This is a genomic window from Planktomarina temperata RCA23 (assembly GCF_000738435.1).
Lineage (GTDB): Bacteria > Pseudomonadota > Alphaproteobacteria > Rhodobacterales > Rhodobacteraceae > Planktomarina > Planktomarina temperata.
Window position 1 is genome coordinate 2,414,632 of record NZ_CP003984.1, and the last position, 20,625, is coordinate 2,435,256.

18 protein-coding genes and 1 pseudogene are annotated in these 20,625 nt (G+C 50.0%); 11 read left to right on the forward strand and 8 right to left on the reverse strand.

The window, feature by feature from the left end:
* Positions 1-162 precede the first annotated feature (162 nt).
* The 7 genes from RCA23_RS11565 to RCA23_RS11595 all read right to left on the reverse strand — a co-directional run bounded on the left by RCA23_RS11565 (position 163) and on the right by RCA23_RS11595 (position 7,546).
* Positions 163-1,791 carry a Na/Pi cotransporter family protein gene (locus RCA23_RS11565; protein WP_044050455.1) on the reverse strand — a complete coding sequence of 543 codons (1,629 nt, stop codon included), beginning with the start codon at positions 1,789-1,791 and terminating at the stop codon, positions 163-165.
* Between the two features lie 55 nt (positions 1,792-1,846).
* Positions 1,847-2,638, reverse strand: a complete 792-nt coding sequence (locus tag RCA23_RS11570) for a phosphodiesterase (RefSeq protein WP_044050456.1) — start codon at positions 2,636-2,638, stop codon at positions 1,847-1,849.
* Entirely contained in the window at positions 2,635-3,444 is an 810-nt protein-coding gene (locus RCA23_RS11575; protein WP_044050457.1) for a carbohydrate ABC transporter permease, read from the reverse strand. Before RCA23_RS11575 ends, RCA23_RS11570 begins: the two co-directional genes overlap by 4 nt.
* Positions 3,441-4,334 carry a carbohydrate ABC transporter permease gene (locus tag RCA23_RS11580; protein ID WP_044050458.1) on the reverse strand — a complete coding sequence of 298 codons (894 nt, stop codon included), beginning with the start codon at positions 4,332-4,334 and terminating at the stop codon, positions 3,441-3,443. Before RCA23_RS11580 ends, RCA23_RS11575 begins: the two co-directional genes overlap by 4 nt.
* Positions 4,335-4,418: 84 nt before the next feature.
* Positions 4,419-5,687: an ABC transporter substrate-binding protein gene (locus tag RCA23_RS11585; protein WP_044050459.1), complete on the reverse strand. Its 1,269-nt coding sequence runs from the start codon at positions 5,685-5,687 to the stop codon at positions 4,419-4,421.
* Positions 5,688-5,750: 63 nt separating this feature from the next.
* Positions 5,751-6,770, reverse strand: coding sequence for an ABC transporter ATP-binding protein (locus RCA23_RS11590; protein ID WP_044050460.1), 1,020 nt, complete (start codon positions 6,768-6,770; stop codon positions 5,751-5,753).
* The gene (locus tag RCA23_RS11595; RefSeq protein WP_044051519.1) at positions 6,767-7,546 is read right to left on the reverse strand and encodes a DeoR family transcriptional regulator; all 780 of its coding nucleotides are present in this window, start codon (positions 7,544-7,546) and stop codon (positions 6,767-6,769) included. Before RCA23_RS11595 ends, RCA23_RS11590 begins: the two co-directional genes overlap by 4 nt.
* A gap of 421 nt (positions 7,547-7,967) precedes the next feature.
* Here RCA23_RS11595 and RCA23_RS11600 point away from each other — a divergent pair, with 421 nt between their 5' ends.
* Positions 7,968-8,768 carry an HAD-IIB family hydrolase gene (locus RCA23_RS11600; protein ID WP_044050461.1) on the forward strand — a complete coding sequence of 267 codons (801 nt, stop codon included), beginning with the start codon at positions 7,968-7,970 and terminating at the stop codon, positions 8,766-8,768.
* A gap of 248 nt (positions 8,769-9,016) precedes the next feature.
* Here RCA23_RS11600 and RCA23_RS16795 read toward each other — a convergent pair.
* Positions 9,017-9,103, reverse strand: a pseudogene (locus RCA23_RS16795) (IS6 family transposase); the annotation flags it as partial.
* Between the two features lie 255 nt (positions 9,104-9,358).
* Between RCA23_RS16795 and RCA23_RS11605 the strand changes: the two are divergent.
* The 10 genes from RCA23_RS11605 to RCA23_RS11655 all read left to right on the forward strand — a co-directional run bounded on the left by RCA23_RS11605 (position 9,359) and on the right by RCA23_RS11655 (position 20,268).
* Positions 9,359-10,234: an EamA family transporter gene (locus tag RCA23_RS11605; protein ID WP_044050462.1), complete on the forward strand. Its 876-nt coding sequence runs from the start codon at positions 9,359-9,361 to the stop codon at positions 10,232-10,234.
* Positions 10,235-10,355: 121 nt separating this feature from the next.
* Positions 10,356-11,486: a PQQ-dependent sugar dehydrogenase gene (locus RCA23_RS11610; protein WP_044050463.1), complete on the forward strand. Its 1,131-nt coding sequence runs from the start codon at positions 10,356-10,358 to the stop codon at positions 11,484-11,486.
* A 189-nt stretch (positions 11,487-11,675) separates the two neighbouring features.
* On the forward strand, positions 11,676-12,449 hold the full coding sequence (locus RCA23_RS11615) for an FKBP-type peptidyl-prolyl cis-trans isomerase (protein WP_081870957.1): 774 nt from the start codon (positions 11,676-11,678) through the stop codon (positions 12,447-12,449).
* Positions 12,450-12,485: 36 nt separating this feature from the next.
* Complete coding sequence (locus RCA23_RS11620) at positions 12,486-13,034, forward strand: NnrU family protein (RefSeq protein WP_169701402.1); 549 nt, start codon at positions 12,486-12,488, stop codon at positions 13,032-13,034.
* Between the two features lie 1,204 nt (positions 13,035-14,238).
* Entirely contained in the window at positions 14,239-14,877 is a 639-nt protein-coding gene (locus RCA23_RS11630) for a hypothetical protein (RefSeq protein WP_044050465.1), read from the forward strand.
* 175 nt (positions 14,878-15,052) lie between these two features.
* Positions 15,053-16,342 (forward strand): DNA modification methylase, encoded by a 1,290-nt coding sequence (locus tag RCA23_RS11635; RefSeq protein WP_044050466.1) that lies wholly within the window; start codon positions 15,053-15,055, stop codon positions 16,340-16,342.
* Entirely contained in the window at positions 16,339-16,704 is a 366-nt protein-coding gene (locus tag RCA23_RS16050) for a DUF5681 domain-containing protein (protein ID WP_052377153.1), read from the forward strand. Before RCA23_RS11635 ends, RCA23_RS16050 begins: the two co-directional genes overlap by 4 nt.
* Before the next feature lie 7 nt (positions 16,705-16,711).
* Positions 16,712-18,145: a phage terminase large subunit gene (gene terL / locus RCA23_RS11645; RefSeq protein WP_169701403.1), complete on the forward strand. Its 1,434-nt coding sequence runs from the start codon at positions 16,712-16,714 to the stop codon at positions 18,143-18,145.
* Between the two features lie 114 nt (positions 18,146-18,259).
* Positions 18,260-18,655 carry a DUF2924 domain-containing protein gene (locus RCA23_RS17020; protein WP_044051522.1) on the forward strand — a complete coding sequence of 132 codons (396 nt, stop codon included), beginning with the start codon at positions 18,260-18,262 and terminating at the stop codon, positions 18,653-18,655.
* On the forward strand, positions 18,652-20,268 hold the full coding sequence (locus RCA23_RS11655; protein ID WP_044050468.1) for a recombinase family protein: 1,617 nt from the start codon (positions 18,652-18,654) through the stop codon (positions 20,266-20,268). The genes RCA23_RS17020 and RCA23_RS11655 overlap by 4 nt, the downstream gene beginning before the upstream one ends.
* The last annotated feature ends 357 nt before the right edge of the window (positions 20,269-20,625 follow it).

A 20,625-nucleotide genomic window follows, 5' to 3' on the forward strand; every position in this document is an offset into this window, starting at 1 on the left:
TGGCCTCCTTGCTATCTGTTGTGCTGAGCCAAAGCCTTTTTGAAAGCTCTGGCTTCATAATTTTCTGTTTCAAGACAGAACGCTTAAGCGGTCAATTGGTTCTGACGTGCAGCTGAACCTATGTGGCAATTCCCTAAATCGAAGACCGCTGCGCGATCCAGTCTAAGCCAGGCGACTTTTCAGCAAGTCCCCAGACTTGTGAAGTATCGGGTATCCAACCATCGAAAATGCGTTGTTGACCTGCTTGAGTGCCCGGAGCGTTTCCTGATGGATGTTGCTGGTTTCGATACTTTCAACCAAGCCTTCGCGCAATCTACCAATATGGCTACGCTGTAGTTTCTGTTCGACCTTGCGTACCTTATCCTTTGCGGCCACCAGCTCGCGCGCTTCAGCCGGGTTTTGGTTCATCATGACATTCAACGCCAGCTTCGCATTGCTTTGGACCCGGTCGGTGAAATCCCTAATTTCATCCCGCCCTTGCTGCGAAAACTGGAGCTTTTGCCGATGAAGACGCTCAGCGAGGTCCAGCATGGTCCGTGTAATGGCATCTGAGGCGGAATCAAGGCTGGATGAAATCGAGGCGAGTTCTAGCGAGCGGCGACTCAGATCCTCATCCATTCCCTTTTGGCCAAGCCGTGCAAGATAAAGTTTGATATCCAGGTGGGTCTGTTTGATCGCTTTGTCCTGATCCGCGATCATGCTGGCGGTGGTAACATTCCACTGATCATATAGGGGATTGACCGCGATCAGCATCTGTTCGATCTTTTGGCCCATTCCAAGCAATTCACGCGCAGCACTGTCAACCGCACGTTGCGGGCGATCCAGCAGGGCAGGATCAAGCGCGCTGGTGACATCCAGAGCACCGCTTGGGCCAGTTTTTTCGGCCATGAAATAGGAGACGGCTGTTGTGATTGGCCCCACAAAAGGCAGCGCCACGATTGCCAAAGCCACATTGAAGGCGAGATGTAGATTGATGGATTGCCGGGCCGGCGTCGCTCCAAGCTGGGTCAACAGCTCCGGCATTGCCGCAATCACCAGAACCACCAGCACGGCCCCCCCACCCCGCAAGAGCAAATTCGCCATGACCATCCGCCGCGACGCAAGCGGCGCGGAATAGGTGAGAACGAATGCGATGAACCCACCGCCCAGATTGGCCCCCAGGATCATGGCTGCGGCGGCCGGGCTGGGCAATATGGATTGCCCAGCCAAGGTGACAAATAGCAACACCGCCGCGACGCTGGAGTGAACACCCCATGCGAACACAGCGCCAATGAGGAAAGCAGTCAGCAAATCACGACCGAGATAGGCCATGATGGCCTGCGTGCCCGTATTTAATATCATCGGTTCAGTGGCGCTGCGGATCATATCCAGCGACACAAAGATCAGCGCAAGCCCGATCAGAATGCGGCCAGTCTGGCGTGTATTGCTGCCTTCACCACGCAAAAAAACCACGACTCCAACAATAAGCAGCAGCGGGATCAGAATGGGTTGCCGCACCATTAAAAGCTGCGTCACCAAGGCGGAGCCAACATCAGCGCCCAGCAAGATCGCCAGACCGGTCGCCGTCACAACCCCTCCTTTGGAGATAAAGTTAGACACTAAAACCGCAACCGCAGTGGCGCTTTGCAACAAAACAGCAGCGCCGATTCCGGTCCCTGCTGCAAGCAGTCTGTTCTTGGCTGAATGGCGCAGCCAGATGCGCATGGGTGCTGCAAAACCGCGTTCGACCCCGGTGCGGACCAATCGCACAGCCCAGATCAGCAGGGCCGCGGCACCTGCGATATGGATCATAATCTGGAGTAGATGTGGTTCATTCACCGGTTTTGCTTTCTTTCATGTAAGACGGCTAGAAAGGAAAAGGGCCCGATCCGGCCTCTGGTCCGATGCGGATTGATTGGAACCCCGCGTCCCATCGGTGCAACACGCAGCCATCGTCTTGGATCAGATAGCCGACGGGCGCATCTGTCCGGTGATCAAAAGCGAATGTGCTGCATGGTGACGGAGCCGAGAGTGCGGTATGCCCGCCGACAGTGTGCACCATCATGCTATGGATGTGCCCACAAACCATCCGCAATTCACCTTTGTAGCCAGCCACGACGTCACGCAATTGCTGCGCATTTGTCAGACCAATTGCATCCATGAATCTGATACCACTGGCAAAGGGCGGATGATGCAGCGCCAACAAAACGGCTGAGCCATCCGCTCTTGCAAGTGCATCCCCAAGAAACGCCAAGGTCTCAGGGCTCAAAGTGCCATGCCCGTGCCCCTCAACCAAAGTGTCAAGGCCAATCAGGTGGATATCCCCCTCCTTACGCGCCCAGTTCAATGGTCCAGCCACGGGAAGATCGCTCGCGAACGCCCGGCGTAAAGGTTCACGAATATCGTGATTGCCCGGTATTACATAGGTGCGCAGGTCAAGCGGGGCGAGCAGCCTCTTGAACCGGGCATAGCTTTCTTCGCTACCGTCATCGCTCAGATCGCCGCTGACGATGACCGCATCAATTGGACCGATCTGATGTCTGATCGACGCAATCTGGTCGACCAACCGCGTCAGTGGCGCAGCCGTTTCCAGCTGACCCGAAACGAGCTTACCTTCCGCAACAATATGTGTGTCAGTGATCTGAAGGATTGCGGTCATTTGATACCAGCCCGCAGGAAGGACTGAACGAACTGGCGTTGGAAGATCAGGAATGCGATGAGCAGCGGGGCAACAGACATGAGCGTGGCGGCCGAAATGATGCTGATATCCACACCGTTTTCGGGAGCGCCAAAGATCGACAGGCCGACCGTCAAGGGGCGTGTTTCCGGTGAATTGGTCACAATCAGCGGCCACAGGAAGTTATTCCAGTGGGTCGAAACCGACACCAGCGCATAGGCAAGATAGGTTGGCTTTGCCAGCGGCACGTAAACCCGCCACAGGATACCAAGCAGCCCACAGCCTTCGATCCGCGCAGCTTCGTGCAATTCGATCGGCACGCCTTTGAATGACTGCCGCATCAAGAAGATGCCGAAGGCCGACGCCATATAGGGCATGCCGACGCCAAGGATGCTGTCAAACAACCCGAGCCGGGACACCATCGCATAGTTTTCCACGATCAGGACTTCGGGCAGGATGAACAGCTGCATCAGGACCAGGATGAATACGAAGTCCTTGCCGGGAAACCGGAGTTGCGCAAAGGCGAACCCTGCAAGCGTGGTCAGGAAAAACTGGCCAATCAGGATCACCGTCACCAGCATGAATGTATTGAAGAAATACTTTAGCCAGGGCGCACCGCTCCAGGCGACACGGAAGTTATCCAGCGTCCAAGGCGAAAACAGTTTGAGGTTCACCGCATCAGAGGTCGAATGCGTTGCAGCCCAGAAGGCAAACAACAGCGGCGCAATCCAAATAACAGCCAGAAGGATCGCGCCGAAGCTGTCCATGAATTTGGTGAAGCTCTTCATTGGTAGTGTGTCCTTCTGTCGAGGTACAAGAACTGTACCGCAGCCACGACGCCCAGCACTGCAATAACAAGGACCGTAATGGCCGCCGCATGTGGCGCGTCAAAGAATGCGAATGCCATTTCCCAGATGTAATAGAGGATCAGCTTGCTGGCGTCCGACGGCCCGCCCTTGGTCAGGATGAACAGGTGGTCGATCAGCTTGACCGAGTTGATCATCGCGTTGACGGCAATAAACAGCGTTGTCGGCATCAGCAGCGGCAACACGATGCGGCGCGTATAGGTCCAGCGGCTGGTGCCCTCGATGTCTGCCGCTTCCTTGAGATCCACAGGAATTGTTTGCAATGCCGCGAGATAGAAAATCATGAAAAACCCAGCTTCTTTCCAGATTGTCACGATGATGATCGCCCATAGCGCAGTTTCAGGCTGCCCCAGCCAGTTGACCGACGGCAGGCCAAACAGGCTGCCAATTTGATCCAATACGCCCAGACCTGGCGTGTAGAAAAACAGCCAAAGGTTGGCAGCGGCAATCATCGGCAAGACGGTTGGTGTGAAATAGGCGGTACGCACAAACCCCCGCGCTGAGATCTTGGAGTTGGCCCAAAGCGCCATTGAAAGCGCAATGAAAATCGAAACTGGGATCGTGACGCCCGCGTAAAACAGGTTATTTTTCGCCACCAGCCAAAATGTGGGGTCCGCAAAAAGATCGGCATAGTTTTCTGTGCCAACAAACTCACTGGGGTTGCGGCGGGTATGCCGCGAAAACAAGGACGACCAGAGGGTCGCGATAGACGGGTAAAAGGCAAAAACCGTGAGCAACACCGCTGCGGGCGACAGAAGCAACCAGCCATATATGGCTTGCCTGCGACGTTCGAGATTGGCGTGAGCGGACATAGCGCGTCTCCGATGTTCAGATTTGGCATGTAAGAAGTTGGTAGGGCCGATGCGATGTGCACCAGCCCCGCCGGGGATTTTTAGTTATTGATAGGCAGCCAACAGGCGCTCGGCTGCAGCCTGGGCTTCGCCCAAAGCCTCAGCAGCCGTTTTCGATCCGGTCAGCGCCGATTGAATGGCGTTGTTCAGACCGTCGCGCACGCGGGCAGTCTCAAACGTCGAAAACTCAGCAACGGCGTTTTCAAGCTGGTTGCGCGCGACAAGTGCCGGTGGAAAATCAGCGACATAGGCTTTCAGCGCTTCGGTTTCGTAGGCCGCAGGTGAAACACCCATGTAACCTGTGCCGATTGACCAGGCGGCTGCCTGCTCGGGCGATGTCATGAACTGCATCAGTTTCAGGGCCGCGGCGCGTTCCTCATCTGTTGTGTCCTTGAACATGTAGAAGTTGCCACCACCGGTCGGCGAACCAAGACGAACATTGCCCGGCAGCTCGGCAACACCGAAATCAAAGCTGGCGTTGTTTTTCACGGTTGTCAGATTGCCGGTGGAGTGCCACATCATCGCGGTCTGACCTTCAAGGAACGCCTGGCGCAATGTGCCCCATTCAACAGTGCCGTCAGGCATGATGCCGTGCTCGCCAGACAGGGACTGCCAGAACTCAAGTGTCTCAATAACGGTTTCGTCATCGAAATATGTGGTCAGGCCATCTTTTGACATCACCTCTTTGCCGTTCTGGATCGCCAGTGCCTGGAACATCCAATAGGGATAGCCAGTTGATGGGATCATCAAACCATAGGTGTCATCGTTGGTCAGGGCCTTGCCCATTGCAATCATTTCGTCCCAAGTTTTTGGCGGGGCTTCAGGGTCGAGGCCAGCCGCACGGAACATGTCCTTGTTATAATATGCAACAATCGTTGACCGTTGGAACGGAATGCCCCAAGTCTTACCTTCGATAGTGCCATTTGCCATCAGCGCTGGGTAAAAACTTCCCAGCCACGCTTTGTCAGCGTCCGATGTTGCGACATCATCGAATGGCAAAATAAGATCCTGTTCGATCAGGTCGTAGGCATCAATGGAAAACATCACTGCAAGCTGCGCAGGCTCACCCGAAGCCAGCGCTGACAATGCCCGCACGCGGGTGTCATCATAGTTGCCTGAATAAATTGCGTTTACGCTGATATCGGGGTTGGCGGTTTCGAAATCAGCAACAATTCCGTCGACCACTTCAGTCAATGCCCCACCCACAGCAATCGGGTAGTACATCGTCAGTTCCGTTTCGGCCATCGCCGGCACGGCAAGGCCAGTTGCCATTGCAGTGGCCAGCCCCAGTCCTTTTGTTGAAAATAGTTCCATGTCTTTCTCCTTTGGTTTTTTAGTGGTTCTTAATCTTGGTCTTACTTTTTGACTGCGCGGCAATTATCGCACCAGCCGGTGGCCTGCAGCGTCAAAGACGTGCAGGTGTTCGTCGCGGAAATTGATGTTGATCTCACTGCCTTCAGCCACCATTGATAGACCGGGCTTGAGCACGCACAGTCCCCTGGAACCCTCATGATCCAGTCCAATCAAAGTCTCCGCTCCCAGGAATTCGCTTTCATTTACAATGCAGCTCATCCGGCCTTCGCCCTTGGGAACAATTTGGATATTCTCGGCTCTTATCCCGATGGTTTTATCCTCACCAAACCCGCCCAAAACAGACGACTCAATCAATGCCATCGGCGGCGCACCAACGAATTCGGCCACGAAGGTATTGTTGGGGTTACTGTAAAGGTCGTTGGGCGTACCAACCTGCTGAATGTGACCGTCTTTCATCAAGACAACTATGTCGGCCATGCTCATCGCTTCGGTCTGGTCGTGGGTGACGTAGATTACGGTAATGCCGAGATCACGCTGTAGTTTCTTGATGTCCTTGCGCACCGAGTTGCGCAGCTTTGCATCGAGATTCGACAGCGGCTCATCCATCAAACAAAGACGCTGGCCCGCAACGATAGCGCGGGCAAGCGCGACCCGCTGGCGTTGTCCACCAGAAAGCTCCCCCGGCTTGCGATTTTCATAACCAAGCAATCCTGTGATTTCCAAAGCACGGTGCAGCTTTTCCTGGCGCTCTTGTTTTGGAACCCGCCGCACCTTGAGCCCAAATACGACGTTTTCAGCCACCGACAGATGCGGAAACAACGCATATGATTGAAATACCATTGACAGGTTGCGGTCCGACGCGGCGCTAGTTGTCACGTCCTTGCCATCGATCAGGATCGCACCCTCGTCAGCCAATTCCAGCCCTGCAAGCAGGCGCAATGTCGTGGATTTACCGCAACCTGATGGACCAAGAAGTGCCGTAAAGCTGCCCTCGGGAATATCCAATGATATTCCTTCGACTCCAAGCTGACCATTCCAGCGTTTGGCGATATCTTTGAGCACTACCATGGGCGCTGTCGTCATTTCACTTCTCCTTCGGCTATCACCAGCCTGTTTTCGATTGGATCAAGCAGCTTGGTGAACGCAGGCCCTGGGCGCCGATCCATTATGATTGTATCAATCTCTGAAATATTGCCGCTAAGGGCCGGGGCCTGGCGCCCAAACTTTGACTGATCGACAACCAAGAGAGATTTCAGCGCGTTAGCACGAATTTTCTCACGCACTCGAGCTTCCGCAGAGTGGAACTCCAAAAGACTGCCGTCCAGGTCAACGCCAGCCACACCAAAAACAGCAAATTCGGCCCTGTAGCGCCCAAAAAACTCTAGGACATCACTCCCTAGAATATCGCGGTCCGGCAGACGCAACTCTCCTTCGGGAATAATTATGCGATTTGAAAGCTCATCGCTCAGCGCCATTGCCACATTAAGGTTGTTGGTAATTACGGTCAGGTTTTTCCGGCGGCGCAAGGCGTTGGCCACACTCAGCGGCGTAGATCCAATAGAGAAAAACAAGGTCGTGCCATCGGGGATCAGGCGCGCGGCTGCTTCGCCAATCGCCTGCTTTCCCAGCGGGTTTGTATCGGTGCGCTGGTCAAAAGGTGTGTTCAGGAATTCTTTGCTGAGCTCTATCCGGCCATGCAGACGGTGCAACATGTCGCCTTCGCACAACACATCAACATCGCGGCGGATTGTTTGCATGGACACGTTGAGTTGCTCGGCAAGCGAACCCACGGTCGCGGCCCCCTGCTCAAGCACAAGAGCCGAGATCGCTTCGCGTCTTTTTTGTTTTTTAAGCGACATAGCAGTCCCCAGCAGAATCCACTCCGTGACGCTAAACACACAAAAGCCACAAAGCAACATTTTTTCTGAGTGACCAACCATTTGTTACACAAATTTCTACGCTATTAGCGTACAATTCCGCATTATATAGGATTTTAGGTCGTTTCCACATAAATTTATGTACTTTTGTGGTTTTAAAATTGTATTTTTAGTCTATGGTGCAGCCTGGATGTGGCTTGCGCTCAAAGCAGGAGGGCGCAGGGCTCACACAGTCCAAACCATATCCGAACGGTCTCAGAAGGCTCGATCTCGTTCCTTCTGTAGTGTCACCGCCCAAACAATCAGGATCAATGCTGACTCACTGTTAGCATCCAGCCTTCAACTTGACAGAGACGCAGCTGCGAAACCATGTCACAACCAAAAGAAATGAGACTTACGACCTATGCGTACCCTATCCGAGTTTCCCGCCGACACTGCCGCCAAAGTTACCACGGTCTTTGCTGATATCGACGACACGCTGACCACCGACGGGCGCTTGCCTGCGGTAGCTTACCGTGCCTTGGAAGATCTTTTCAATGCCGGGTTTCACGTCGCCCCAATCACCGGACGTCCAGCAGGTTGGTGTGACTTGATCGCGAGGCTTTGGCCGGTCCACGGCGTCGTCGGTGAAAACGGTGCATTCTATTTCGCCTATGACGCCAAAACACGTAAAATGCGCAGAGAGTATTTCGCCGATGCGGCCGAGCGGGCAAGAAATTCTGCCCGCCTTGCAAAAATTGAAGCCCGGGTTTTGGCCGAGGTGCCAGGCTGTGCGATTTCCGCCGACCAACCTTACCGCGAGGCCGATCTTGCGGTGGATTTCAGCGAAGACGTGACCCCGCTAGACGCGGCAGCGGTGACCCGGATCCGAGATATATTCGAGGAAGAGGGTGCGATAGCCAAGATTTCGTCAATCCATGTGAACGGCTGGTATGGTGATTATGACAAGCTGTCGATGTCGAGCCGTTTTGCCAAGGAGGTGCTGGGATTTGACCTTGAAGCGGAAAAATCCCGCATTGTTTTTTGCGGCGACAGCCCAAATGATGCGCCAATGTTCAGCTATTTTCCAAATTCCTGCGGCGTCGCAAATGTCGCCGATTTTGTTGATCAGATCACATGCAAGCCTGCGTGGATCACAGCAAAAAAAGGCGGCGAAGGATTTGTTGAACTGGCCCAAAAGCTTTTAACTTCCCAAGAGGACTGACGCCGCTGCGCCAACTATAGCAATTCGGATGAGCAGCCTTTGGAAAATGGACAAACCCTTGCGCAGACTGGGGGCTTGGCACCAATGCGTGCTCGTAGTGCTGTCAGACGAATGAGAACTCGCATCAGATTGCTAGCGCAGCCTGGATCTATGCGCTTAATAATTGGCGCCACTCAGTAAGAGCCGCGGTTCGATTGGGGCTGTCAGACTAATGAGAACCCGCATCGGATTGCTGGCGCAGCTTTAATCTATGCGCTCAATAGTTGGCGCCACTCAGCAAGAGCAGCGGTTCGATTGAGCTTGAAATTGTCTCGTGAGTAGAAGTGGCGCTCCTGTACCCCCCTCACAGCCAACCTAATCCCAAACGCAGCCTGTGTAGCGTTCTTAGCAGACAAGAGTGGCCTCGGCGGGCAAAAAGCATTATAGCCAGACGGATAATCTCTGGGCTTGTTTTAAAGTAGCGCAATGGGGTGCATTCACGCACGCGATAAACTCGCCCGCCCACTTCAACCAAGTTTAATATGACAAAGCCAACGCATATCGTAAAAAGTTACATTGACATAATTGTTATTGCGCCGCCTTGTGACACTATGGAACGCAAAACACAGATGGACAGGTTTGGTGCAGTTGCACTTACGCTTTTTGCACTAAACCTAGCCTTCAATCAGGTTGTAATCAAAGTCACAGCTGGAGGATTTGAACCTATTTTTGGAGCTGGTGTGCGGTCCCTTGGTGGCATGTTGGTTTTGTTGCTTTGGATGTCTTGGCGTGATGTTGGGATTGCATTGCCAAGAGCTGCAGTTCTTGGTGCAACAATTTCGGGACTTTTGTTCGCGTTTGAATTCATGTGCCTATTTACTGCCTTAGATTTGACTACTGTGTCGCGGACCTCGATCATCTTTTATTCTATGCCAGTTTGGCTGGCACTATTGGCTCATAAGCTTCTGCCGGGTGAACGCCTGTCAGGTTTGAGGGTAATTGGGCTTATTTTGGCGATGCTGGGTGTGATCTTGGCAGTACTTGATCGTAGCTCGGGTGAGGTTTCGTTATTTGGGGATCTTCTAGCACTAGGTGCCGCTCTAAGTTGGGCTGGAATAGCACTATGCGTTCGGTTAACTCCATTTTCTGAAGTACCTGCGGAGCAGCAGTTGATTTGGCAATTGATCGTTTCCGCACCATTGTTATTGTTAGCTGCAACAATCTTTGGCGGGTATGCGCGTGAAATTGAGCTTATTCATATAGCCGGTATGTTGTTCCAGATTTTTGCGGTTGCTAGCTTTGGGTTTTTGATTTGGTTTGCCTTGATGAAAATTTATCCTGCATCATCTGTTGCATCATTCAGCTTTTTATCTCCTGTATTTGCTGTGATTTTGGGATGGTTAATTTTGGATGAGAAAATAGGCGTACAAATTTGGTTGGCTCTTGGATTGGTTGCCAGTGGGATATTTTTGATCAACCGGCGTTAGGAGCAAAAACGCATGACCACCTAGTCGGGTACTGCGGCGTAATTGGTGCTGAATTTGAGCAAAAATGCAAAACTCTTACTGTAAGGTTTGAGAAAAATATAATGCCTGGGAGAAAAATTAAATGCGTACGGTTATTCTGATATTGTTTATAAGTTTTGCCTCAAATACTTGGGCCAATAATGTTGTTACTGGAAGCGCAGGTAGCAGGTTGTTACGGGAAGTTGTCTCTGAATTTGACAGTCCTTGGGCGATGTCTTTTATTAATAGCGATAGCCTACTTGTCACTACAAAAACTGGAAAACTTTGGCTCGTAAATGCGAATGGTGAACATTCTTTAGTATCTGGAGTTCCAAAGGTTTTTGCAGGTGGTCAAGGGGGATTAGGAGATGTCGTTCTTCATCCAAATTACGAAAAAAATAACCTAGTTTATATTTCTTACATCGATTCAGACGATGCAGGGAGAACACGATATGCGTCCGTAATACGAGGCACATTAAAAAACTCGGACAAACCAAAGCTAAAAAATATTGAAACGATTTGGAAGCAAACACCCGCTCAACCAGGGAAAGGACATTTTTCCCACAGAATTGCATTTGGCCTCGACGGAACGCAACATGCCGGAAAAATTTTCATCACATCTGGCGACCGGCAAGCGCAAGCCCCCGCACAACGATGGGACATGGCATTAGGAAAGATTATCCGCCTTAACGAGGATGGCACCATACCTGTAGACAACCCATTTCAGGACAAAGGTGACCTCGCAAAAACCTTTTGGACAGTCGGCCATAGGAATGCCCTTGGAGTTGCATTTGCCAAAAATGGTCAGCTGTGGGCGCACGAAATGGGTCCCAGGCATGGAGACGAGCTAAATCTGATCCTTGCCGGTGAAAATTACGGATGGCCACTAGTGTCAGAAGGCAATCATTACAGTGGAGCAAGAATTCCCATTCATCAAACGAGAACAGAATTCATGGCGCCAAAACTTTATTGGGTGCCTACGATGGCTCCATCAGGATTATTTTTTTACGAAGGGGACGAGTTTTATGAATGGAATGGAAATGCATTTATTGGAGGATTAAAAAGCAAGGCACTGGTCCGAATAGGCTTTGTTGATGGAGAGCCTTTTGAAGCTGAACGCTTCAGTTGGGCTAAAAGGGTCAGAGATGTAGAAATGGATCATGACGGGGCCATTTGGGTAATAGAAGATGGCCCGAACGGCAGATTAATAAAATTCACAAAACCAACAGAATAAGTTTGTGCAGCGTTGAGGTGGCGCTCCTGTACCCCCTCACAGTCAACCTAACTCCACACTCAGCCCTTGTTGTGCCTTAAGCGGACCAGAGTGACTAAAATTTATAACTTTGATGCAGTCAGTAGTTTAAAGATGAGTTTTCATATACACGTCTCAGTCAACGGTTATTAAATTTGTTAGGGGATGGTTATGCATCAAAAGCAATCATTTTATTTTAGTTTACGCACCTTATTTTTAACCATCGCAATGGCAGCATTGGCGTCTTCAACAACAGCTAGTGAGCTGAAGGTAGATGTTGTGTCGGTAGGTGTTGGTGAACAGGCTGAAAATGGAATGCAAATTAGCGTGCATTATGAAGGTCGACTGAACGATGGCACCGTGTTTGATAGTTCTCAACCACGCGGCGCACCGTTCAGCTTTGTCCTCGGCACTGGGCAGGTAATCAAAGGTTGGGAAACTGGGATTTTGGGAATGCGAGTAGGAGAAAAGCGAATTCTGACTATTCCACCAGAACTGGCATATGGTGTGAAAGGAGCAGGGTCCGCGATACCGCCGAACGCGACCTTAGTGTTCGAGGTTGAAATGGTTGCAATGGCCTGGCCTCCCAAATTGGAGGCTGCCTCGAATGAGGATTTGGAAACGGCTTTGCAAAATGAAACTCTAGTGATTGACATCAGGCGCCCAGAAGAGTGGCGGGCCACAGGCATAATTGAAGGAGCAGAGTTAGTGACTGCCTTTACCAAATCTGGGAGGCTCCATCCAGAATTTCAACAAAAATTTTCATCTCTGGCCACTAATCTTAACACCCCAATAATGCTTTATTGCAGAACCGGCAATCGCACCACCAGCCTAGGCAACGCCCTGCTTAAGCAATTGGGTTTCACAAATGTTGGCCACCTGGAGTCAGGTATCGTGGGTTGGCAAAAAGACAACCGACCTACGGTTGCGTATCAACCTGAATAAGTAATATTTGGACATCTAAAGGCGGATAGAAACATCATGATTTTATTGCTAGTTGGAATTCTCTTATGGAGCCTGTCACATGGGTTTAAACGTATAGCTCCGGCTCACCGAAAAGCCCTTGGGAACCGCGGCAAAATCTTAACAACTGCGGGCATTTTGCTCGGCCTAATTTTAATGATAATCGGCTACCAGCAGGCAGAATTAATTTTGATTTGGTCTCCACCGAAATTTTTAAGACATTTAAACAACTTTCTTATGCTCCTATCCGTAGCCAGTTTCGCTGCTGCACACAGCAAAAGCAGATTTCGACGGTTGCTGCGTCATCCTATGCTTACCTCCGTTAAAATTTGGGCAATCGCACATCTACTTGTGAACGGCGACTTAGCGTCGATTCTCTTGTTTGGCAGCATGTTGCTCTGGGCAGTGTGGACGGTTGTACAGTTGAATCGAGCAGAGAATTGGCAACGACCAGAGCCAGGCAACCCTAAAAGAGACTGGCTTTTTGTAGTCATTACATTGGCCGTCTTCACGGTCATTTCTGGCATCCACGTTTGGCTTGGAGTGTCTCCGTTTGGATCTTATTAGTAAAAACCATAAAAAGATGCTGTCAGACAAATGAGAACTCACATCGGATTGCTAGTGTAGCCTGAATCTACGCACCCAATAATTGGCGCCGCTCAGCGAGCGCAGTGGCACGGTTTGTCTTGAAATTGATGCGTGAATAGAGATGGCGCTCATCTAGGGCTGTACAGTCAACCTAACCCCACACCCAGACTGTGTTGCGCCTTGAGCGAACCATACACCCCCAACAGGAAAACAGCTGCGTAACCGCGCGCCAAAACAAACATGTTTGCATCCACGCGCAGGCGTGCGGGCGCGTGACGCAAATAGCGGGTATGGTCAACCAAAGGGGGGACAGCATCATCGCCAACCGGATGATCTCAGGGCTCGTTTTAAAGTAACTAAATTGAGAGCTTTTTGTCATACGGAGAGCTTAAGAAACCGCCACGTACGGCTCAAGCTCGTTTTATCTGACAGTGCCGCTCTAATTTGTCTTACAGCACCCAATAACCCTCTTTTGATGATTACTAGCACATTTTTGTGCGACATTTAGAGATGGACTGCAATTTCTGAAATTGTAGAAATATCAATCTCCATTATGAAACACCCCCCTATAATAAATTTCTGTTACTGGAAAGCATACGTGCACTCCGCGTACCCGCAGGGCGGTCGTGCCAGAAGGACCCGCTCATTTAGCTTTTTAAAGTTTCTAAACCGTTGCGGCAAAGCAAAAAAGAGGGTAAAGAGCGGCATGAAAACTCCTAAATATTGCCGCCTCGCGCGCCAGCGCGCGTGAGCAACAGTCTCGAACCTAAAATTGAATTGATACAAAGTTTCCGTAAACGCAGACAACACGCGTTACACACGCCGGTTCAGAAATCACCACTTAGAGATTTGACCCGCCCCTACCCGAATACACGAATCTCTTTAGGACTGCGACTTTAGGGAATTTGATTGTACAGGTAATTCTCAGAATGCATTGTGTCGCTAGTGCGATTTCAAAAGTGTAACGTCAAGCGTAACGTGATAAAGCGTTTTTATATATTAATTAATTTTATCAGTTTGATAGTGTCTTAATATGGTGCCCCCACACGGACTCGAACCGCGGACCTACTGATTACAAATCAGTTGCCCATAAAAACTCACACCACAGTTCAAATTGAATCCGATTTGCCAATAAGAGCAATCAAGCTATTTCAACTAATAATTCAATCAGTCTGAGATATACATGAAAGCCAATTTGAACTTCAATCGCCGCCAATGGCTCGCTGCTACTTTTGGATTTTTGGCCACCTCAATAGCCAGCCCCATACTCGCACAGACAAGAATTCGCCGCATCCGGACCCAATATATCGCAGCGCTTGGAGCCGAGGGTGCTACTTCAGGAACAGGCGCGGAAACTTGGGGACTTTGGAAAGAAGATCCTGGTCCAATTGGCGTATGGCTTAGGCTCTATCAGACACTCCAAAAGGCGGGCAATTTGGCCCCTGCTGGCTGGAGGTTTGACATTGATGATTGGTGGCTAGATGAGAACGGCCTGATCATGAAGGCTCCAGAATTTCCAATCCCTGCTGGGCAGTATTTTGTAACAAATGGTGAGGAACACTTCTCTTTACTCACCATCGAGGATCCCGATGCAGAAGGGAAACAATCTTGGTCACTGTCTGACGATAAAACACTTGCTAATGTGACCCATGGGCCCTGTAGATCAGCGCGCTACACGCCAGAGGGTGAAAGCGGCACATGTTCGCCAGAATACGCAGACCGTTCTGCATTCCCATTAAAGCCGGGGGAATCACCCCCATTAGTCAGCGGATGCACTCGCAAAAATTATGCAGTTCTGATTGTGATAGGCATTCCAGTTTAAGTGATGTTACTATAATTAACGTTTATGATAAATATATCAACAAGTTGCAAAATTTCTTAGGTTTCTACCAGTTAACAGTAATGATATGATTGAAGCATGAAAACTGGCCGAACAATTCAGTTTGGCTGGTTATTGGCTTCAATATTGAAGCCCTAAATCAACGGAAGGAGTTGGCATGTTGCTGACCACTTGTTCGTTGGGTCTTGGGGAGCTTCGTTCGTCAAACTCAACACCTCGCAAACACTCTCAACGCCAAATTAAAAAGGCAAAGGACCTCTTTGCAAAACAAAGCATCGTTGTTCCTATTATTGTAGACGAATACCATCACATAATTGATGGGCACCTTAGGTTCATGGTGGCGCGTGAACTTGGTATCGAAAACCTCAACGCAGTTGTTGTCTCTGAGGCGTCAACTGCCGAGATCATCGAACTGGAATTAGCCCTCAACCGCCTCGGAGAAGACAGCAACTGGGATGAGGCGCGCTTAAAGGAAAAGCTAGAGCAGCTCTTAGAGTTCGATGTTGATCTGCGCTTCACAGGGTTTGAACAAGCTGAGATTGATAAATTACTTCACTTTGAAATTATTGATGAGGCAGAACAAGATTGGGGCAACACGGCTCCCGTAACAAGGCCTGGCGATATCTGGCGCGTTGGCGACCACATCATTGCCTGCGTGGACGCATTATCGCCAGAAGCGGCTTTAAGCGAACTTGATGATCTGCCCTTGGCCAAAGTGTGCGTAACAGACCCTCCATACAATGTGCCCACGAAAGGCCACATCAGAACCAGTCATGATCATCAAGAATTTGCCATGGCTGCTGGCGAAATGTCAGACGCAGAGTTCGAGGAATTTCTAAACGCATTTCTTAGATCAGCTCTCAACCTTACAACAGACAAGGCGCTTTTCTATGTCTGTATGGACTGGCGCCATATCAACCATTTGAACGCAGCGGCAAAGACGCAGCAACTGACGCCCCAGAACTTGTGTGTTTGGGCCAAGACAAATGCAGGGATGGGATCCTTTTACCGTTCACAGCATGAATTGGTTGCTGTCTACAGCCGAGCCAAAACCTTCCAAAATAATATCAACCTTGGGGCGAGTGGCCGATACCGGACAAATATTTGGCACTATGATGGCGTAACCAGTTTTGGCCCCACTCGGACCGAAGATTTAATAGATCACCCCACTGTGAAACCCACGAAGCTGATTGCCGACATTCTTTTAGATTGTACCTCGATCGGTGATTGGGTGTTGGATCCGTTTTTAGGAAGCGGCACCAGTTGCCTCGCTGCAGAGCAGGTCAATCGACGCTGTCTTGGACTTGAGTTGGAACCTAAATTTGTCGATGTCGCTCTCAAGCGGCTTAAAGAAAGATGCAGCCTAGACGCAGTTCATGTTCAGACGGGTAAAAGCTATGCTGACATTAGCCGTGAACGTCTTACAAAGAGTGAGGACGCAGCATGACTCATAGAAACCCTCCAAAAAAATATCAGTTCAAAAAAGGCCAGTCCGGCAATCCCAAAGGCCGCCCACGCAAAAAATTGCAAGCCGGCACAACTCTCGCCGATGACCTAAGGCGCGAGCTGAGTGAAGAAATTATGGTCAAGAAAAATGGAGAGACCAAGCGCGTTACCAAGCAAAGCGCTTTAATATCTTCAATAGCAACCTCGGCAATAAATGGCGGCAGTAGCCAGCAACGCCTCCTTGTCCAAATTCTAAGCATGTCTGGCATGGACAAAGACAACGCCATCGACGCTGAAGAGCTCCAGAGACATGACGAAGCGCTTTTGTTGGAATTGCAGAAACTTGGTCTCAAGATTGATTAGGCCGATCATGACACATAACATAAGCCAGAGAACTTCAGAGGCCCTTCTTCGGCGGTCGCCCAGCCTGTTCTTCACGCATTTATTTCCAAAGATCGATACCGTTCGCAACTTTGAGTGCCCGTGGTACCTTCATGCCATAAGCAAATACTTGCTTGAGATGTACTACGGCACTTGTCCTCGCTTGATCCTTAACGCTCCACCACGCTCGTTGAAAACCTCTTTGGCAAACACCTATTTTATACCTTGGCTTCTCGGAAAGGATCCATCCACAAAAGTGATGGTTGTCACCTACGGCGACGACCTTTCTTCAACACTCGCAAAAGCCACGAAGAAAGTGTTTCTGCATCCAGCCTATAAGAAAATCTTTCCCCATACCGTTTTAGAAAATGACAATATGCAAGCCACTCGGCTGCGCACATCAAAAGGCGGCCATGTTATCTTCACCTCCCTACATGGAGTGATGACCGGCCTTGGTGCAGATTGGATTATCCTCGATGACCCCCTACAGGTGGCCCATATGCGGTCTGAGACCCGCCTGGATGACGTCATCCGAGTATTTAAGCAAAGTGTCAGCACGCGTCTCAACAATCCAAAGAATGGTAAGATACTTCTCATACAGCAACGCATCAGCCCAAATGATTTGTGCGGCGCATTAACTGATACGCCCATGCATCCTTGGAAAATTTTATGCCTGCCAGCCCGCTTTGATGAGCCAGCCCAATTTGATTTAGGGCTATTTGGAAAGAAAGATGTTGAAACAGGGGATCTTCTAACACCTGCGCGAATGCCAGAGGCTTTTCTCAATGAGAAAAAAGCTGAGATGGGCGATGCAGCCTATTATGCGCAGTATTTACAAAAGCCTCTTCATGAGAGCGACTGTCCGATTGATTTTAAGAAAATTAAGCACATCAGTAGGGAGGAGTTTGATGAAATCAGTCTTGCACCCACAATTTATCAAAGCTGGGATACGGCGCTCTCGGACAAACCATCCGCCGATTATTCTGCAGTAACAACTTGGGCAAAGTTTGAGGATGGCCGTTATGTATTGCTTGATGCAGCGCGCTACCGCGTCACGAGCGAAAAACTTCAAAGCAAAATCGTGCAGCAAGCACGGGCGCATTCCGCACGATTTGTTTGCATTGAAAAGGCAAATCATGCGGCTGATCTTATTCGAATGGTCGCACCTGAGATGCCGGATGGGTGCATTGTGAGATCCGTACCAACAGGTGGAACCTCTAAAATGCAGCGGCTGGAGGCACAGCTGCATAAGATCAACACTGGCAAAGTGTTCTTCTTAAGTGACGAGCCGAACCTTGAGCTTGTTAACAATGAGCTGCGGCAATTCCCGAATGGACGCTACGATGACCTGGTCGATAGCTTCTCACAGGCGCTTGCTCAAATGGGGACTGGAAGCGGCGTACCATTTTGGCGCATTAGCTGAGACGGATAAATCTGAAACTTTGGACTGGACTACGCCCCAACCGTAAGCCTGTATGCTCCTAAGCTCGAATACCATCGGGCTTTGCTCAGTGACAATGATCACAAGGAGCAAAATTTGGACCCCTCATTTGAAACTTTAAAAACCGCAAGCCGCGCTGATCTCATTGATGCATGGCGCGAGGCTATCGGCAGGCCGGCACCAAAACACATTAGTCGATCACTTTTGATCACCGTTCTTTCTTTTGAGCAGCAGGCAAAACAATATGGGAGGTCAAACCAAAGGTTCCGTCAAGCCTTGGAGCGGCAAGTTAGCGGCAAAGCCTCCAAGCCCAAGCTGCAATCAGGAACGCGGTTTGTACGCGAGCATCATGGCAAGACCCATGTTGTCGACGTAGACGCGTCGGGAGCCTTTATCTGGCGGGGCAAGCCCTTTGCATCCCTATCTCAGGTCGCCAAGCAAATATGCGGCTATCACTGCTCAGGACACAAATTCTTCGGGGTAACAAAATGAGTGCAGCCCATCATCAAAAAACCCGTGCAGCTATCTATACGCGAAAATCTAGGGAAGAAGGTCTCGAGCAGGAGTTCAATTCTTTAGACGCCCAACATGAGGCCTGCGCGGCCTACATTACCAGCCAACGACATGAGGGCTGGAAACAATTAAAGGGCCGCTTCGATGACGGAGGGGTATCAGGAGGAACTATGGATCGCCCTGCCCTCACGCGCCTTTTGGCGGATGTAGATCAAGGCCTGGTTGATATGATCGTTGTCTATAAGATCGACCGATTGACGCGCTCCTTGAGCGACTTTGCCAAATTAATTGACCGGCTGGAGGCGAAGGGCTGCTCTTTTGTGTCCGTGACACAATCTTTTAATACGTCGACATCCATGGGGCGCCTAACACTGAATGTGCTTCTATCATTTGCTCAATTTGAGCGTGAAGTCACAGCCGATCGCATTCGCGATAAAATTGCGGCCTCAAAAAAGAAGGGTATGTGGATGGGCGGCCGGGTGCCCTGGGGATACGCCATTCATCCCGATCCAAAGGTTCAATCCTTAGAGATACATCTCGAGCATGCCAAAGATATCCAACGGATATATGATCTATACGAGGAACTTGGATGCTTAGCGCAGGTTAAAAGCCAAATTGATAGCCTATGGCCAGAGCGCAATTATAGCCGTGGCCGTATCTATAAAATCTTAACCAACCCAATCTATATTGGTAAGATCCGCCACAAGACCGACATCTATGAAGGCCTTCATTCCGCCATCATCGATGTGGCGCAATTTAACCGGGTTCAAGAACAGCTCAAACTCAAATCAGCCATCAAACGTGGGACCCACCCTACGCGAGGATTGTCCGCCTGCTTGATCGGAAAAATCTACGACGAGACTGGAGATCGCCTTACGCCCTCCAACACAAAGCGCAAGGGCCGTGTACATCGATATTACTACTCCAATCGCCTAACAATTAAAGGTGCTGATCCAACAGGCTGGCGCATCAAAGCTGAGACCCTTGAGACAGCTTTATCTTCGATGGTGAAATCCAATCTTATGCAGGCCTTCCAGGCCACTGATATAGAAGATGGCCTCACAGCTCATGAGCTTACCCAATACATAACTTGTATAGAAACACTGAAGTCCCAAGCAGCATTAAAGCTCATCTCTCGCGTAGATTTAACCAAAGGCAATATAACGATCGCCATTAATCAAAAGGAGCTTGAGAAGCTTCTCCAATGCTCTTCAAACCTAATAGAGGCAGAGCGATTAACATTTAACGAACCCATTACATTCCAACGCAGGCAAAATGGTACAAAGCTTTTCTGGGCCCAATATGAAACAGGCCCGAGACTGCATCTCATCAAGGCCCTTCACGATGCTCACACCTGGCTTGATCTGCTAAAATCCGGCAAACAAATTACCGACATTACTCAAGCCACAGGACTTCTCGACGGGACTATTTGGAAGCGTGTTCGGCTCGCATGTCTGTCGCCAAAAGTTCAAAAGGCCATCCTTAACGGAACATTAAATCCAGAGTTCACCATTCGCTATTTGCAAAGCAAGCGTGTGCCTGCAACCTGGGTTGAGCAAGACAAGCTCTTAATCAGCAAAGTTCCCTGTTAATGCCTATTTGATTCCCTGTTAATTTTGCCCAGCGCGCTTCTAAACACCAATAATTTATGGCTATTACAGCGTTTTTAGACATTTCCAGAACCCAAAAAAAAGAAAGTTCCCTGTTAATTTCCCTGTTAATTGCAAAAAACAGGGAAACTCGTGCTGCCGAAATATTGCCTCTGAGGAATAGGTTGAAACGGGGTAATTCTTGCGCGAGAGAAAATCCTCAGATCAAAAATCTGAAAATAACAGCCTGAAAACACGGGTATAAAAACCGGTTATATGAAGCTGTTGGATGTGAGAGAAATCAGTGGCGGACCGAGGAGCCGCCATAATACTATCCGCATTTGTCGAAATTCGTCGCAT